Origin of the sequence: Streptomyces sp. NBC_00386 (genome assembly GCF_036063235.1) — a bacterium.
GTDB lineage: Bacteria > Actinomycetota > Actinomycetes > Streptomycetales > Streptomycetaceae > Streptomyces.
On the sequence record NZ_CP107950.1, the window covers coordinates 9,714,719 to 9,730,952 of the forward strand.

A 16,234-nucleotide genomic window follows, 5' to 3' on the forward strand; every position below is an offset into this window, starting at 1 on the left:
CGAGGAGGCCCGGCAACAGGGATGGTCCATGGAACTGGAGCGGGCACGGCAGGAGTTGCGCACCGGTACGCGGCCAGCCGCGCTCGTACTGGAAGTGGTCCGTGACCGTCTCGGCATTCCGACGCGGCCGCGTGGGTACACCTCAGTCCCCGGTCAGGACCCCGCCCCGCCGCCACCTGGCTTCTACACCTGCCCCAGCAGAAGCTGCAGTCGGCTCGAGCGGCGTGGTCCCGGCAGCCCGTTGCCCGAGTGCGCCTTGCTCGATGAGCCGTTGACGTTCGGGTGAACGCCTTCCTATCCGCGCTGGGATCCAAGCTCGCCGAGCGCTGGGTAAGCCTGCTGGTCCTGCCAGGCGCGCTCTTCGCGGCGATCGCGGCGGCAGCATTCGAACTCGGACATCGCCACGCCCTGGACGAGCGGCGGCTGAGCCACGCCGCTGAAGATCTCGCCGCCCGCTACAACCACCGTCCCGTGTCGGCCGTCCTGCTGGCCGCCGCGGCGGCGGCAGCTGCGGCAGCGATCGGACTGCTGGCGCGTGGCCTCGGCTCGGCGGTCGAAAAGGCCTGGGTGATGACTGGCCCAGCCTGGCTGACCAGCCCACTCGTGCGGTGGCGGCTCAAACGGTGGGAGCATGCGCAGCGCGCTGCCGTGAGCGCCCCCGCGCCAGAGCGGGCCGGCCGTGTCGCGCTGCGCAATGCGATCGCCCTCACCGAGCCGACCCGGGCGACATGGATCGGTGACCGGCTGCGAAGCGTGGGCGTGCGGATCCAGGGCCAGTACGGGCTCGACTTCTCCTTTACCTGGCCCCGCTTGTGGCTGATCCTTCCCGACAACTGCCGCGGGGACGTGATCGCGGCCCGCGAGGCCATGACCGGCGCCTCCACCCAATGCGGGTGGGCGCTGCTCTACCTGTGTCTAGGCGTCGTGTGGTGGCCAGCGGCGCTGGCCGGCGCGGCCCTGCTTCTGCTCGGCTGGCGCCATGGCCGGGAGACCGTCAGCAATCTGGCGGACCTCACGGAGTCGGCCGTCGACCTTTACGCCGCCGAGCTGGCCCGGACCCTCGGTGCCCAGCCACCGACCGGCGTGGTGTCCCCCGGCGTTGGCAGACAGCTCAGCGAACGCTTCCGTAAAGGAGCCTGACGTATCAACAGCCCCGGCCCACCTGCCGGTGGGCCGGGAAGATCCGATGGAGGCCTTCGAACGCATCGCGGCACAGATCCCCGTCTTTCGTGTCACCGCCGACCACCCCGACCCGGGCGCGGCCGGCACATGGACCCGGCGCGGCAGACAGGGACGGAGCACGCGGTCCCTGCACCAGCGGGTGGAGTCCTCCCGCACAACGTTTGGAGCGGGCCGGGGCCAGGAATCGCTGAGGTAATACCGGCAGCGGGCCGCGCCGAGGCATCTGGCCAGCCGTGACGCTCCTGCCCGATGCCCCAACACCGTGCCCTCGGGCTGATCTTCGGGAGAATGGCTGTGGTCGATCTCGGCTTCGTGGGTCCCAGCAGACCCCCCAAGGACTACCGGTTCCTCAGCGTCACCGACGGCGACACCCCCAACATCGCCATGCCGGTGCGCATGGTGTCCATCGACACCCCGGAGACCCACTACGGCGGCGCCCCAGACACCGCCCAAGCCGCTCTCGAGCGCACGAAGACACGACTGCTGGACGGCACCTACGACGCACTGCCGCAGGACCTGCGCGACTACCTCGTCTCCCGGATCACCGCAGACGCCGCGGAGCGCCACCAGGCCGCGGGCCGGGCGGCAGCAGAGGCCCACACGACGATGGTCGCCGACCGCCTGGCCCGCCCGGACGGCTCCCAGCGCAAGATGGCCGTGATCGCCACCGGTGAACTCCTCGAGGACCACGGACGCCTGCTCGCCTACACCGCGCCCTGGTTCGCAGGCAGCACCTCGGATCCGCTGCCGCCACGCGACGATCCCCGCCGGCGGACGTTCAACCTGGACATGGTGGCGCTCGGCTGGGCCGCCACCTTCCTCATCTACCCCTCCATCCCGTCCGCGAAGGAGCTGAACCTGCTGCTGGAGGATGCCGGGACCGCCTGGGCGCAGCAGCGCGGGGTGTGGGCGCAGTTCGGGCAGGACCTCCTGCTGGGATACGAGTACCGGGCCTGCATCAAACTCGGTGTGGCAGAACTGGCCGACCCGGCCGACGCGATCAACCAGGCCTACCAGCGGGTGTGCGTGGACCTGCGGACACTGACCGAGACCGGCCTGTACGGCTATCACCAGATCCCGCCCCAGCACCGGCTGTGGATCTGGGCAACCGACCTGGAACAGGCCCGCAGGGACCTGCCGATCAGCTCCTGATCCAGCCGGACGCACCCCCGGTCAGAGCCGTTTGCACAGACTGCGTGGCTCCGCCCCGTGGTTGACTGCGTCGTGCATCGCCCTGTGCCCGCACCGGCTCGGCCGTCAGCGTCTGTATGTGCAGTCGAAGACCAGCCGGGCAGCTGCCAGTCCTCCAGCGGCTCCTGGTACTCCGCCTACGACGACACCACTGTCGTCGCCCGGGCGACCATCGACCACATGGTTCCCCTCGCCGAAGCCTGGCGCTCCAAGTAACGGACACCCAGCTGGGCGAGTTGCCAGAACCTTCATCCGGCGTCATCCCAGGGCCTGTGATGTCGTCCGTCCTTCGTCCGCCGTCTCGTCTTGGGCCGGGCGGGACGGCGGCGGAGAGTGGTGGCGCGAAGCGCGGCCGGGCCAGAAGCGGGTGGCTACTGCACGGCGGGAGGCGGTACGCGAACGATCAGCAGGAGGCCAGCATGCTCGACGTATTCGGGAGTCGAGGAACATTCGAGCAGCCCCTGGCGGTAGCGAAGATTCACGACCAGCAGTCTTGTCGAGCGTAGTGTTTCGAGCGTAGTGTTTCGAAACATGTCTTCTGAAGAATCGCGTCAACCCTCAGTCCCGGTCCACCCTGGGGCCGACACGCGTCCGGTCCGTCCCCTTGCGGACCCCAAGACGATGCGGGCGGTGGCGCATCCGACTCGGCTCGCGCTCTTGGAAGCCCTTGCTCAGCGCGAACCGCTCACGGCGACGGAAGCCGCCGAGATGATCGGGGAGACGCCGACGAACTGCGCGTTCCACCTGCGGACCCTGGCCAAGTACGGCTTTGTCGAGGAGGCTGGTGACGCGCCCGGCCGGCGCAGGCCGTGGCGGCTCAAGCACATCGGCTTCTCCTTTGACGATTCCTCAGGGGATGCGGAGATGTCCCATGCCTCCGAGGCCCTGGCCCGCCTGCTGTGGGAGACGTGGCTCGACCGGGCCGGCACGGTCAACGCCCGCCGTTCCCAGTTCTCAGAAACCTGGCAGCAGGTGACCAGCGGCATCGAGAACCTGGCCTACGTAACGCCGGATGAAGCTCAACAGCTGAACGCCGACCTGCGCCAGGTCCTTGACCGCTACCGGGACCGCTTGGAGGACCCGTCGCGTCGACCGGCCGAGAGCCTGCCGGTCGAGTTGCTCCTGTTCAGCTACCCGCTCGACGCGACCAAGCCGGAGGCCTGACCAGGATGCGCAAGCTGCTGGCGAACCGCAACGCCCGGCTCTACATGGCCGGGCAGATCCTGTCGACCTTCGGAGACTCGGCCCTGTGGCTGGCCCTGGGCATCTGGATCAAGATGCTCACCGGGAGCGCCTCGGCCGCGGGCCTGTCCTTCTTCATGCTCGCGCTCGGCACCCTGGCCGGGCCGGCCGGAGGCTTACTCGCCGACCGGATGCGCTGTCGACCGCTGCTGATCGCCACGAACCTGGCCACCGCAGCGCTGGTCCTGCTCCTGCTGCTGGTCCAGGACCGGGGCCAGGTGTGGCTGATCTACGTCGTGATGTTCGGCTACGGCTTGTCCGCCAGTGTTCTGGGGCCGGCACAGGCCGGCATGCTGCAGACCATGGTCCCCGAGGAGCTTCTCGGGGACGCGAACAGCGTCATGCAGACGGCGCAGTGGGGGTTGAGACTGATCACGCCCCTCCTCGGCGCCGGCCTGCTCACCGCGTTCGGTGCGACTCCGGTGATCATCGGCGACGTGGCGACCTTCCTCATCGCCGTGGCAACCCTGCTCGCCCTACGCATACGCGACGAGTCGCCAACGCCGTCCGAGCAGCACTGGTTGGCCGAAGCGGCTGCCGGCGCCCGCCACATCCGCGACACCCCCGCCCTGCGACAACTCACCATGACCGGCGCACTGATCATGATCGTATTCGGTCTTTCCGAGACAGCCGCCTTCGCCGTGGTCAGTCAGGGGCTGCACCGCCCGGACGCCTTCCTGGGGGTCCTCATCTCAGCGCAAGGAGTCGGCGCAATCGCAGCCGGCGTCACGGCGGCCCCGCTGATGCGTCGCCTCAACGAAGGCCTCCTCGTCGCCCTGGGCCAGGCCAGCGCCACGGTCGGGTTCCTCCTGCTGACAGCCTCCTCGACGCCGACCGTGCTCGTAGGCACCGCACTCATCGGCTCAAGCCTGCCGTGGATCACCGTCGGCATCATGACCCTCTTTCAGCGACGCACACCACCAGAGCTGATGGGCAGGACGGATGCAGCGCTCAACGTGGCACTCTCCATTCCGCAGACGATCGCGATCGCCACAGGCGCCGCGCTGATCGCCGTCATCGACTACCGGATCCTCCTCCTGGTCATCGCGAGCCTGGCTGCCCTGTCGTCGGCCTACCTGCTCACCCGACCCGAGCAGCGCCGCGGCGTCGACATCGAACCGGCGAGGGCCACCGCTGACAGCACCCCATAATCGATCCCCCGTCGACTGCGGCGTTCAAGTAGCAGGATTTCCACACACCACCGTGTTCAGGACCAAGCCGTGATCGGAGCTACCACGTGTCTCCTTGTGTGAGTCCGGCAGCAGCATGATCGAACTGTTCGCCGTAGCGATCAGCGTTTTGCGCTGCCGGTTCACTCCGTCCTGGTCTCGTGTGTGCCCCTGCCCAGGAAGGTCTGGGCCTCCACGAGCGCTCAGTGACGGCTTTCCGTGGGCAGGCAGTCGCCCGAGGTGAAGATTTGGGGCCATGCGCTGTTTCCTTGATAGGCGGCGATGACCCAGTGGGTGTAGTTCCATTGTTTGTTCGTGTTGTATTCGGCCAACAGTCTGGGGCAGGCGGTCTTGCTGACGACGTCCTGGAAGTGGGATTGCTGGGCGCGGCCGCCAAGGGCGCCCGAGCCGTCGTGGGCCCACACGTACATCATCTTTTCGACTGGGTCGAAGCCGAGAGTAATGGCATTGTCGCGGTCGAAAGGCTCCAGGCCGTATCCCTGGGTGAGGCGGGTGTTCCAGGCAGCTGTGATCGCTTTCAGCGTGTCGGAGGCGACGCGTATCTCGTCCTTGTTGCTGCTGGGGATCTCGGCGGTGGTCATACCTTCGGCCGAGCCCTGGCGCTGGCCTGCTTCGTCCGTGTAGCAGCCGTCGGTGGCTTTACCGAAGCCGAGGACGTTTGCCTCATCCTGGCCGTCGTAGTCCTTCCAGTAGACGGAGAACCGGCCGTAGGGCCAGCTCGTTGGTGCGTCCTTGAGCCGCTGGGCCAGAGCGGTGCAGGCGGCCATTTCCCCCGCTCGGCGGAAGACTTCCTTGTAGTCGTCGGTCAGCGTAGAGATCGGGCCGCCAGTCACCATGACGGTTTGCGCCTGACGGTTGAACGTCACCGTCGGCGTCATGAAAGACATGCCTTTCGTGCCGAGCATGGATTTCACTTGACGGCCGATGGCGATCGCGGCGTCCTGTTCCGTCGTGCCGTCGGCCTTCCGGCTGGCGTTCCACTCGCCAGGGACGGGCTGGGTCTCGTCGTCCGAGCGGGTGAAGGCGGGATCTGCCACGCCGGCCAGCGGGTCGGACGGGACTGGGACGGAGCGGGGGTCGGATACCGCCTGGCCGGTCACGTTCGTGTCGGCAACGGGGGTGGAGGTCTGACCGGTTGTGGCACCGGAGGGATGAGCGCCCACAGCCGGCGTCGAAGCGGCGGTCGTGGAATGACCGCTGGCATGATCTGCGCTGTTACGGAAAGCCAGTGAGCCGCCCGCGCTCGCGCCCACGACGGCAGCTGCCACCACCACGGCCACAACGACCCGACGCCGCGAGGAGCTCTCACGGACCAAAGCAGCCGGGGCCCAGGAAGGGTCTTCGGGGATGGGCTCAGACCACTGTGCCGTCACCGGTGCGCCGGCCAGTGCCGGGGTGTTGCCCGCCTCTGTCGCCGTGGCGGCGTTAAGGATCTGGGTGGACTCGGCATCCAGCAGCCGTGCGCACGCATCAGCCGCCTCGTCGGCGTCCGGCCGCTTGTCAGGTTCCTTCGCCAGCGCCCGCTCCAGGATCTTCTTCAGCGCTTCGGGCACGCCGTCCAGGTCCGGCTGGCCGGATATGACCCGGTAGGCCACGGCTTCGGGGGCGCCGCCGCCGAAGGGAAGACGCCCGGTGGCCGCATAGGCCACGAGCGCGCCCCAGCCGAAGATGTCTCCCTCCGCTGCGGTGACGCCGCTGCGGTAGTGCTCGGGGCTGATCCAGCCGGGCGTGCCCGTCACTACCCCGGTGCGGGTGACGCTCGTGCCGTCGGCGGCATGGGCGATGCCGAAGTCCAATATGCGGGGGCCGGCTGCGGTGAGCAGCACGTTTTGGGGTTTGACGTCTCGGTGGACGACACCGGCCGCGTGGATTGCTGCGAGAGCCTGCGCGGTGCCGGTGGCGAACGTATGCAGGGTCGCGCCGGTCAGGGGGCCGTGGGCGGCCAGGTGTTCCGTCAAGGTCAGGCCCGCAGCGTAGGCGGTCGCCAGCCAGGGGGCGTCCGCATCGGGGTCGGCCGCCAGGAGCGGCAGCAGAAACGGGCCTCGCACCCGGGTGGAGAGCCGGACCTCGCGGCGGAAGCGGGCACGAAACTCCGGATCATCCGCATGCAGCGGATGGATCACCTTGACCGCGACCCGCTCCCCGCTGCCGTCGAGTCCCGCGTACACCGTGCCCATGCCGCCAGCACCAAGCCGGCCGACAACGCGGTAGGGACCGACACGGGACGGATCCCCGGGGCGGGCAGGCTGAATTCGCCTGTCCGAAGAGGCAACGCTCACGGCTTGTCCGATCGATCTGTCAGAGAGCAAGACAAGGGTGGATGCTATCCGGCCGCCGTTTTCTGGGCTCTGTTCTCGCTCTGCCGATTGTCAGTGCTCCGTGGGATTCTTTGAGTACGCCAGTGACGGACCGAGTGGAGAGTGTTGAGGTGCGTGCCATGTCCGTGCGTGTTCGGCATACAGATCCACCCGCGCCGTCGGGCTGCCGGTGGTGCGGTGAGGAGAAGAGCAAACACGGCCGTCGGTGGGTGGCTTCTGTGGGGGTGCACTCATGGGAGGCGCCTACCCGGGAGCAGCGTCTGAGCAGGATGAAAGCCCGCCGCTCAGCGCGGCTGGCTCATTCGTCCTTGGGCCAGTGACGCAGTCCGGCCTCGCTGGCCACCTTGATCGCATCATTGAACGACTTCACCAGGGCCGGCGGAACGTCTGAGGGCTGTCGCAGCCGCTGTGCCAGCTCGACGACCATGCTCTCCTTCTTTCGGGGGGCCTGCTCGGAGTGGCGGTACAGCAGGGTGTGCAGCGACTTGCTGAACTTGCCGGTGCTGCGCAAGCCTGCGACATCCTTGGGCGTCCACTGCTGCTCGTCCTTGCGTGGCCATTCGGCGTTCATGGTGTCGGCCCACTGATCGTCGCTGAAGACGTCCTCCAGCTCGTACGGGTCACCGAGGAACAGGCAGTCCTTCTCGGTGAAGCCGTACTTCTCCAGACGATTGAGGTTGAACTCGCGGTCTTTGTCGCGGACCGAGTCGGCGTCGACCAGGAACACGACAGTGCGCTTGTGCTTCTTGAGGAACTTGGCGAAGTTGAGGGCGCCGTCGTTGCCGCCACAGTCCCACAGAGCGATGCCCGCAGACTGGATCGGATAGCCGAACGCCAGTTTGAACAGTGCCGGCAGGGCCGCGTACTCGGTGGGGCCTTCCACGCCGACGAAGCACCGTTCGTGCAGGAGGACGCTGTTGCGAAAGCCCAGGGAGACCGCCATGTTCGACATGAAGCGCCGAGTGTCCTCGTCGCTGTCATCCGCGCCGAGCGACTGAACGTAGGCGCGTCCGTCTCTGCTGTTGAGATGCACGATGTCCTGGATGTCGACACCATCGATCAGGTTCAGGGAATGGGTGGCAACGATCACGGTGGACTGCGCGGCGGACGCGGACACCTTGATCATGTCCATGATGCGCCGCTGGTGCTCGTAGTCGAGGTGTGTATCGGGCTCGTCATAAGCGATGATCACACCGCCTGTGGCACCGTCCTCTGCTGTTTCCGACAGAAGCTGCTGGCTGGCCTCCCACAGTGCCAGCGAAATCCGGCGGGACCTGCCGGCCCCGGCAGCAGCCAGCGACACGGCCTTCTGGCCCGGCGTAGCAGCGGTCATCGAAACACCGCTGACGGTCGGCCGGAACTGCACGGTCGGCTCCAACGAGAAAGCGTCGAGAGCGCATCGTTCCTCGACTAATTTCTGCAGACGGGCAGCGTCGTCCTTGAGCAGGCCAGAGAAATCGGTCTCCAGATCGGTGATCTTCTGCCGGGTCTCCTCGCGCAGGGTGTACTCGCGCAGCTTGGCCGTCAGGATGCTGCGGACCACGGTTTCGGGAGTTTCCGCGGCGTCGCCCCGGAAATAGAGGAGCTGTGGCAGGGCGCCGACGACATGCTCAGGCGTTGGCGCCCAGTCGGTGACCGTGGGGGCCGAGGCCGCATGCTCCTCAAGCACCTCAGCCCAGCTCGCTTTGACGTTCGGCTGGCCGTCGCGCAACGTGACGCCAACATCGGAGGCGAGGGCGCGGAGCTCGGGAACTTTCAAGGAGGAGATGCTCCGTAGCGCTGGGTTCTGCGGCACCTGCGCCAGCCACTCGAGTGAGACGCCTTCGCCTTCCACGTGACGGCGGCGCACCTGGATAGAAGAGGTGAGCCCCAGAACCTTCTTCTCGGCGTCGGACAGGTCGAACCGGCCCTCCACCGTCACCACGATCGGCTTTGCCGCATCATCGTCCGAGGGCAGAGCAGCGCGTGCGGGTTCACCTTCAGCAAACTGCGAGATGTCACTGTCTGCGAGAGGGCGCTCGCCGAGCAGGAAGGCGATGGCGTCCAGAGTCGCCGTCTTCCCACAGTCGTTGTGCCCCGTCAGAATGGTCTGCTTGTGGATGGGGATGCCCTGGACGTCGACCAGCGAGCGGAAGTTGATGACGCTGAGTTCGACAAGTCGCACATTGCTCCCTTGCAGTACGACACGGGCAGGCGATGGACAGCCGCCAACGCGCCGTTGAAACACACCACTTTGTGACGAGGTGGGGAAACTCTAGCGCCTGACGAGGCGTGAGAGAGCCGAGATCCGAACGTTGTGGGCGCCGTCGTTGGGTCCCAGAAGCGAAGATCGAACCAGCCCCCGCAGACTCCCGCCCCTAACCCCGTGGCGGGCTCCACTCACCCGCTGCGGGCCTTGGAGGAGCGGAGCAGCGAGGCGTACCGGGGGTCGGGCGACCCGCTGCCCTGTTCGCGCGTCGGCGGGGCCGCGCGGGGCGGGGCCAGCAAGCTGCACGGCCCCCTGGCGGGTGATCTTGGGATGAGGGCCGTGACCGGGCGGGTGGGGAGCGGGGTTGACCGCGTATGCACCTGACCCGACGTCTGCTCACCACGGCGGCCGCCGTCGCCGCCCTCGCGACCGTTCTGTCCACTGCTCCGTCGACCGTTGCCGCTTCCGTACCGTGCAGGGCGACCTGGCAGGCCGTTCAGAAGGTGGCGGTGCGCAGGCCGGCCTGGAACGAGGGACCGGTCGCGACGACGCATTCGCCGATCGTGCGGTATCTGCGCCGGGGCGAGCGGGTGCGGTCGTGCATCGTCGCCGTCGGCCGCAACTCCTGGTCGCAGTATCGCGAGTGCGGCGGCGGGAGCCTGTGGCGGGTCGTACCCGGAGGTCAAGTGCCGTCCGGGTGCCTGCGCCGGGCATGAACAGACAAGCCGACCCTGCGCACCACGACCCGGCACTCGCGCTCACCCTTGCCGTTTTGCTCCTGACCGGCAGCGTGCTGCTGACGTCCTGCTTGATCGGCCCCGTCACCACGTTCGCCGCCGTGGCCGTCCTCGTCGTCACCGCCTACGCCGCACCCGGCATCGCCCGCCGCCTGGCCCTGCGCCCGCGCCCTCCGCCAACTCCTGCGCACCCTGCCCGGCGCCTGACTTGCCGCGCCGACCTCAAGGAGGTCGGAGGCGGGAACGTCCCTCTTCGAGCTGTTGGACAGGATCGGAAGCCTGACTGACGAGGGCCGATAGGGAGTGAGCTTCCGCCGAGCCCTCACGTCGCACTGGCGCGGGGCAGGTTGGGACCCGAGGCCCACCCCGCACGTAATGGCTGCTGCTCTGCCTGGGTTACAGTCCCGCATGGGCATTGCAGACACTTCCATCGCGGCTCTTTCGGCCGCGTTCAGCGGACTCGCTGCTTTCGGGGCTTGGAAGGCGTCGCGTGAGGCGAACGATGCCGCGGCTTCCGTTGCTCGGATCGAGCGGGACCGCTGGCACGACGCGCTGACTCCTCAACTCCGTTTGAAACTGCAGCAGTCGGACGGACTGCTGCTCTACGTCCGCTTTGACGGTCCGGCCCAGCTGGGTCGGCTCAGCGTACGACTCACCATCCGTGACGACTTCGACCGTTCCCAGGTGCCCAGCCTTGCCGGCGGTCCGACACCGGACGAGATCGAACGGACCATCTGGGGCCCCTACCGGTTCCAGCCCGGGATCAACGGTGCCGACCCACTAGGGCGGAGTGTCCCACCGTTTCCACTGGAGGCGGGCGACCGCACCAGGCTGGCTCTTGACCCGTCTGGAAAGCCGACTTGGTACGAAGGCGCTGATGGTGAGGAGCGCTGGCGGCAGCAGTACCAGGACGCGACGATCAGGCTGTGGGTCGACTGCGAAGCCGAGGGACACAAGCCGTGGCGACTCAGCTTCGGAGTCACGCCGGACGGCCGGTGGGCGCAGACGGGCCGCACCGTCGGCAGCTGAGATGTCGGTGTCGCGAGTCTGCGATACGAAGAGCTGCGCGCCGCCTACGAAGAGGCCGCCGCTCTTCTCGGGCACGAACCCGGTGGGCTGGAGCACGCCGTATGGCGGTTCAAGTCATAGGCCGGCTGACGGCTCGAGCAGTCACATGCCGGTTTGATCTCCGTGGAGCCAGTGTTCGCGAGGAAGGGCCGGGCAAATGTCGAGTGGGCTGCTTATCGAAGGGCTGGGCTGGTGGTCAGGGCTGCCGAGCGCAGGGGGCAGGGTTCGCTCGAGCGGAGATGCGGGGGCGGTCTGCGGGGAGTTGCGCGCGGCGTGCGTGCGTGCGGGGCACGGGGGTTCGGGGAGCAGGAGCGGCGGCGACCGAACTCACGGAGCAGTCCCGCGCGCGGCGATCTGCGGACACCCCGGCCTGCGCGCCTGCCAGTTCGGCATTCACTCGCACCGTCACGTGCCCCGCGAGCGCTGACACAGCAAGCCCCGGACCTGTGTGTCCTGGCGGCAATAGCGTCTGGTCCCGGTGCACGGATTGCGGGAACGTCGGCTGCTCGTTGATCAATTGGGTGCATGATTCGGCCATGCCACAGCTCACGCCTATATCCCTTGTGAAGGCCTCCGGAGCCGACGTGATCGTGCAGCGCAAGCGGCGCATCACGTTGATCGCTGCAGGGGGCCTGGTCCTTGCTATCGCCGGGGCGGTGCTCTTCACGTGGGAGCCGTGGGTCGACAGATCGCCGTTCGTGGCCCGCACCTACGTCGCGGCAGGCACAGCGCACTTTACGGACGAGGGCGACGGCGTATGTCGTCCCAAGGAGAGCGCTGGCAAGCGCAAGCTCCTGGGCGAGGACAAGCGAGTCCTTGCAACCGGCTGGGATCAGAGGGAGAGATCCTCTCTTCCCGGTACGGCGATGCCGCGGGGAAGTGCCTGTACTACACCGAGTACCGGGATGTACCCGCCGGCGAGGACACCTACTACGAAGTGGGGGAGGAGAAGTTCTACACGAGCGACGGAGATCGGTATGAGTCCAAGCTGACGGAGTCGGACCTTCGCAGCCACTTCGAAGAGGTGAAGAAGAGCTACCTGCACTTCAAGGCGCCCCGCTGACTGCTGGCCGTACGAAGCCCACGCTGCGGGCGGCAGGATGCTCCTCGGGTGATCGCGATTTTTCTAAGCCGATCACCTTCGGATGGTGCGGGCGACAACTCCGGCGATGGCGCCACCCGCGCTCATCTCCATCCCGGTCCGGGGCGCGGTCCGCTGGTACGTCGGGTCCGGGAGTTCCTCGTGGTGGCGGGGGACGGGATTCGCCCAGCGCCACCAGGGGGTCAGATCGGCAGCCTGCAGCCCGAAGGCGGCGGCCACCCGGTTCAGGAACGATCACGTCGCCTCACCCGCGACGGGCATCACCCGCATCACCCCAGCCATGCCGATGCCCTTCCGCCCGTGATCCGTTCTGGGACGGTGGCCGCGCGGTGACACTGCGCGCCGTGCCCTGTTTGATGCAGGAGCCGTGGTGCTTGGCGGCGCCGGGCACTCTGGAGCACGCAGGGGGATCACTGCTCTACCCGGCCCGCCTGGGGTTCTCGGCCCTGTGGGACGGCCGCAACAGGTTTATGGCGTTGTGGTGCCTGGCCCTTTCGCCCGCCGCAGATCGGACAGGTTGACCCGTTTCAGAACCGGTCGAAGCACGGCACGCTCCTGATGGCGATCCTGCCATCGTCTCTCGAGCTCCTTGTCCTCCAGCTCTATGTAGCTGACTCCGGCACCGGAGTCGGGCAGTATCCGGAAGGCGTCTACGCCACCGCTGTCGGCGATGAAATCCTCCGCCAGCTCGAGGAACGTCGGGGCCGCGTGGTCGATGTGCAGCTCGGACGCGGACGGGATCGGCCTTCCTGTGACGGAGCAGACCAGTGACTGTCCGGAGCTGAGTGCCGCGTTCCGTGAGACTGTCACCTGATCGGCAACCGCGTGGCGCAGGGCGGCAAGCACCTGGGTGCGGTGGCTGAACGGAGTCAGACAGGCGTTCCACGAGAAGTCAGCCACTTCGCCGTCGAGCCGCACGAGGCCAATCCCGACACTTCTGCGGCCGTGGTCAATGTGGGCGATGACGCGGAAGTGGGCTACGCCGGCCCCGCGCTTGAGGTCGTATTCGGGGTGGCGTTCGAGGAGGTCGCGGCAGAAAGCATCGTCGTCGGGGTCGGTGACGTCACCACCTACGCCGTATCGCTGGACGATGCTGCGGCAGATGTTCCGGACGGCTTCCTTGGTGGGGTAGCGGGTAGCACCGATGGTGATGCCTCTGGGCACGGGTATCTCCGTTCGACGCAGGCAACCGGGAATGCGTATGGCGAGGCCGAAGACACCGTACTTTCCGGTCACCTCTTCGAAACTCCAAACCTCTGTTCCCAGCACGCTGACAAGGTGTCAGTGCACGCTGCCATGCTGCTCACCAGCCGAAAGCCGGTCCGGTCGAGGCCGACTGGCAGACAGAGTGAACAGGCTTGCGGAAAGGGACGACGAGGTGGCAGTGAAGGCGACCGAGGAACAGGCGGCAGCACGAGACAGCTTCACTGCCGGCCATGATCTTGCCTTGGTGGCAGGTGCCGGTACGGGAAAGACATCGACGCTGGTGATGATGGGCGCCGCAACCCCCCGCCGCGGCATGTACATCGCCTTCAACAGGCCCATCGCGCAGGAGGCCAAGGCCCGCTTCGGCAGCAACGTGCACTGCAGCACTTCCCACGGGCTGGCCTACCGCGCGCTCGGGAGCCGCTTCAAGGCCCGCTTGGACGCCTCACAGCACATGCCGCTGTGGCGCACCGCGCAGCTCCTGGGCATCGACCGCGACCTCGCCGTCGGCGGCCGCCGGCTCAAGGCGACGACGCTCGCTCACCTGGTGATGGAGATGGTCAAGCACTTCTGCTACTCCACCGAGGAACAGGTCGCAGCGCGTCATCTGGGCACCGTCAACGGCCTCGACGACCACGGCCAGCAATACCTTGCGCGACTCCTGCTGCCCAGGGCCCGATGGGCATGGGACGACATCTGCTCACACAACGGCACGCTGCCGTTCAAGCACGACCACTACCTCAAGATGTGGGCGCTCACCCGGCCCCGGCTGCGGGCCGACTACATCCTGCTGGACGAGGCACAGGACACGAACCCGGTCCTCGAGGAGATCTTCCTCGCACAGGACGTCCAGCGCGTCTGCGTCGGCGACCCCTCCCAGCAGATCTACGAATGGCGTCACGCCAAGGACATCATGAGCGGGTTCCCCGGCATGCGGATGGAGCTCACCCAGTCCTTCCGCTTCGGGCCCGCCATCGCGGAGGTGGCCAACCACTGGCTCCGCGCAGCCACTTCGACGATGCAGCTCACCGGCCACGCTGCTGAACCGTCCAAGTTGACCGAGGTGGAGGTCCCCGACGCCGTCTTGTGCCGAGGTAACGCCGATGCCCTCGCCGAGGTCCTGCGCTTCCTGGACCAGGGCGTGCCCGTCGCCCTGGTCGGCGGGGGAAAACCTCTGCTGAACATCGCGAAAGCGGCGATCGACCTACAGGCCGGCCGCCGCACCTCCCACCACGACCTCGCTCTCTTCTCCTCCTGGGGCGAGGTGCAGGAGTACGCCGAACAGGACTCCGCAGCCGCCGACCTCAAAGCCATCGTGGACCTCGTGGACACCTACGGCCCCCAGCAGATCATCCGCACAGTCCAACGGATGAGCGACGAAGCACAGGCCCGCGTCGTCGTGTCCACCGTGCACAAGGCCAAAGGCCGCGAGTGGAACCGCGTACGGATCGGAGCAGGCTTCACCCCACCCAACGATGACTCCCCGCGCAACGTGCACCCAGCCGCCGCCCGCCTCATCTACGTCGCCGTCACCCGAGCCCGCACCCACCTCGACATCACCGGAATCAAACGGCTCCAGACCCACGCCACCGCCGCGACAGCAGACGCCACCCCCGAAGGCATCGCACTGGCCCGGCTGCCCCTGACCGGACAGCTGAAGTACCCACGCTCCCCGATGTCCACATTCCTGGCCCGGCACCTTCCCCACCCCGAACGCGTCATCGCCTCCTACCTCCAGCACATCCGCGGTCTACCGCACCCCGTCCAGCCGATGAACGAACGCCGCCCCGACTACGCCGCCCTCGGCCACACCATCGACTACCGGCTGCGCCTGAGCCTCGGCTCCGACCCAGGACCTGCGGCGATCGCCGGCGTCGAACTGATCGGCAGCGACCTGCCCATCGACGGAGCACCTGCCCCCGCAGTGCGCGCCAACCTCCACACGATCGGAACCAGTGTTCTGGGCCGCCTCCACGCCCACCTGACAGACGCTTCCCGACAACTCGACGACGACGAACTGACCAGGCTCTGCTTCGTCACCGGCTTCTTCGAAGCCGTCTACCGAAACGGCTCCTTCCCCCGCAAGCGCAACCTCCTCGCCCAGGTAGACGAGCACACCACCGTCAAGGGCGTGACCAGCGCCGTGCCGAACTACGCCCTCGAAGACATCGACGAGCAGATGAAGCTCGCAGACGAGCCCTTCGCCCCCCTGCGGGGCCTACCTGCTCAGCAGCGCGTATGCGGGCCGACCTTCGCAGGAAGCGCCGACGTGAAGGCCGACGCCGACTTCATCACCGACGGCTTCCTCATCGACTGCAAAGCCGTCACTCGGCCCCACCGCGTCGGACGCGACGAGGTACAGCAGCTCGCCGGGTACCTCCTCCTCGACTACGACGACCGCTACGACATCCGCGAGGTCGGCTTCTACCTCGCCCGCCAAGGCGCCCTGATCCGCTGGACGGTCCCGGAGTTCCTCACCATGCTCGGTGCGCGTATTCCGCTTCCGCCGTTGCGCGCGGCACTACGTGGACACATGCGGGCAAGCCACCCTGCGTAGCGGGCCACGAGAGCCGGACCCGAGTTCCAGGGGCAGGCACGCGATCCGCTCCAGCTCCGCCTCGGCCGCCTGGACCCTCCCGACCAGCGCTGCATGACGGCCGCCAGCATCTCCGCCCCGCTCGCGGTCCCGTCCACGACCAGATCGGCCGCTGCCCGGGAGGGAGGGCGATACGTGGGCTGCGTGGCGGTCCCTGCCGGTCTGAAGATAGTTGCGCAGGGACAGTCGGGGGTCCTGTCGCTGCACCTCGATC

At 67.5% G+C, this 16,234-nt stretch carries 13 protein-coding genes and 1 pseudogene; 10 read left to right on the top strand and 4 right to left on the bottom strand.

Features of this window, described 5'->3' with window-relative positions; all coding sequences use genetic code 11:
- The first annotated feature begins 282 nt into the window (after positions 1–282).
- The 5 genes and pseudogenes from OG780_RS42565 (at position 283) to OG780_RS42585 (ending at position 4,766) form a co-directional block, all read left to right on the top strand.
- The gene (locus tag OG780_RS42565) at positions 283–1,140 is read left to right on the top strand and encodes a hypothetical protein (RefSeq protein ID WP_328457534.1); all 858 of its coding nucleotides are present in this window, start codon (positions 283–285) and stop codon (positions 1,138–1,140) included.
- A 330-nt stretch (positions 1,141–1,470) separates the two neighbouring features.
- Positions 1,471–2,334: a hypothetical protein gene (locus OG780_RS42570; RefSeq protein WP_328457536.1), complete on the top strand. Its 864-nt coding sequence runs from the start codon at positions 1,471–1,473 to the stop codon at positions 2,332–2,334.
- A 132-nt stretch (positions 2,335–2,466) separates the two neighbouring features.
- A pseudogene (locus tag OG780_RS42575) lies at positions 2,467–2,583 on the top strand (HNH endonuclease); the annotation flags it as partial.
- A gap of 321 nt (positions 2,584–2,904) precedes the next feature.
- Complete coding sequence (locus OG780_RS42580; protein WP_443062283.1) at positions 2,905–3,537, top strand: ArsR/SmtB family transcription factor; 633 nt, start codon at positions 2,905–2,907, stop codon at positions 3,535–3,537.
- 5 nt (positions 3,538–3,542) lie between these two features.
- Positions 3,543–4,766, top strand: coding sequence for an MFS transporter (locus tag OG780_RS42585; RefSeq protein WP_328457540.1), 1,224 nt, complete (start codon positions 3,543–3,545; stop codon positions 4,764–4,766).
- Between the two features lie 221 nt (positions 4,767–4,987).
- On the opposite strand, the gene OG780_RS42590 is transcribed toward OG780_RS42585, so the two are convergent.
- Positions 4,988–6,982: a serine/threonine protein kinase gene (locus OG780_RS42590; protein ID WP_443062284.1), complete on the bottom strand. Its 1,995-nt coding sequence runs from the start codon at positions 6,980–6,982 to the stop codon at positions 4,988–4,990.
- A gap of 439 nt (positions 6,983–7,421) precedes the next feature.
- On the bottom strand, positions 7,422–9,287 hold the full coding sequence (locus tag OG780_RS42595) for an ATP-dependent nuclease (RefSeq protein ID WP_328457544.1): 1,866 nt from the start codon (positions 9,285–9,287) through the stop codon (positions 7,422–7,424).
- Positions 9,288–9,685: 398 nt separating this feature from the next.
- On the opposite strand from OG780_RS42595, the gene OG780_RS42600 reads away from it, so the two are divergent.
- From OG780_RS42600 to OG780_RS42615, 4 genes are all read left to right on the top strand, one after another.
- On the top strand, positions 9,686–10,027 hold the full coding sequence (locus OG780_RS42600) for a hypothetical protein (protein ID WP_328457545.1): 342 nt from the start codon (positions 9,686–9,688) through the stop codon (positions 10,025–10,027).
- Complete coding sequence (locus OG780_RS42605; protein WP_328457547.1) at positions 10,024–10,335, top strand: hypothetical protein; 312 nt, start codon at positions 10,024–10,026, stop codon at positions 10,333–10,335. The genes OG780_RS42600 and OG780_RS42605 overlap by 4 nt, the downstream gene beginning before the upstream one ends.
- Before the next feature lie 121 nt (positions 10,336–10,456).
- Positions 10,457–11,077, top strand: coding sequence for a hypothetical protein (locus OG780_RS42610; protein WP_328457549.1), 621 nt, complete (start codon positions 10,457–10,459; stop codon positions 11,075–11,077).
- Between the two features lie 976 nt (positions 11,078–12,053).
- Positions 12,054–12,179 carry a hypothetical protein gene (locus OG780_RS42615; RefSeq protein WP_328457551.1) on the top strand — a complete coding sequence of 42 codons (126 nt, stop codon included), beginning with the start codon at positions 12,054–12,056 and terminating at the stop codon, positions 12,177–12,179.
- A 72-nt stretch (positions 12,180–12,251) separates the two neighbouring features.
- Here OG780_RS42615 and OG780_RS42620 read toward each other — a convergent pair whose 3' ends face one another.
- Positions 12,252–12,437 (bottom strand): hypothetical protein, encoded by a 186-nt coding sequence (locus OG780_RS42620; RefSeq protein WP_328457553.1) that lies wholly within the window; start codon positions 12,435–12,437, stop codon positions 12,252–12,254.
- A gap of 249 nt (positions 12,438–12,686) precedes the next feature.
- A complete protein-coding gene (locus tag OG780_RS42625) occupies positions 12,687–13,487 on the bottom strand; it encodes a DCL family protein (RefSeq protein ID WP_328457555.1) in 801 nt (266 codons plus the stop codon).
- Positions 13,488–13,602: 115 nt separating this feature from the next.
- Between OG780_RS42625 and OG780_RS42630 the strand changes: the two genes are divergently transcribed.
- The gene (locus tag OG780_RS42630) at positions 13,603–15,981 is read left to right on the top strand and encodes a UvrD-helicase domain-containing protein (protein ID WP_328458754.1); all 2,379 of its coding nucleotides are present in this window, start codon (positions 13,603–13,605) and stop codon (positions 15,979–15,981) included.
- Positions 15,982–16,234 lie beyond the last annotated feature (253 nt).

Excerpts from the sequence above, each read along its gene's own strand:
- OG780_RS42570 (WP_328457536.1), top strand. The coding sequence starts at position 1,471 with ATGGCTGTGGTCGATCTCGGCTTCGTGGGTCCCAGCAGACCCCCCAAG.
- OG780_RS42580 (WP_443062283.1), top strand. The coding sequence starts at position 2,905 with ATGTCTTCTGAAGAATCGCGTCAACCCTCAGTCCCGGTCCACCCTGGG.
- OG780_RS42585 (WP_328457540.1), top strand. The coding sequence starts at position 3,543 with ATGCGCAAGCTGCTGGCGAACCGCAACGCCCGGCTCTACATGGCCGGG.
- OG780_RS42590 (WP_443062284.1), bottom strand. The coding sequence starts at position 6,982 with ATGGGCACGGTGTACGCGGGACTCGACGGCAGCGGGGAGCGGGTCGCG.
- OG780_RS42600 (WP_328457545.1), top strand. The coding sequence starts at position 9,686 with ATGCACCTGACCCGACGTCTGCTCACCACGGCGGCCGCCGTCGCCGCC.
- OG780_RS42605 (WP_328457547.1), top strand. The coding sequence starts at position 10,024 with ATGAACAGACAAGCCGACCCTGCGCACCACGACCCGGCACTCGCGCTC.
- OG780_RS42610 (WP_328457549.1), top strand. The coding sequence starts at position 10,457 with ATGGGCATTGCAGACACTTCCATCGCGGCTCTTTCGGCCGCGTTCAGC.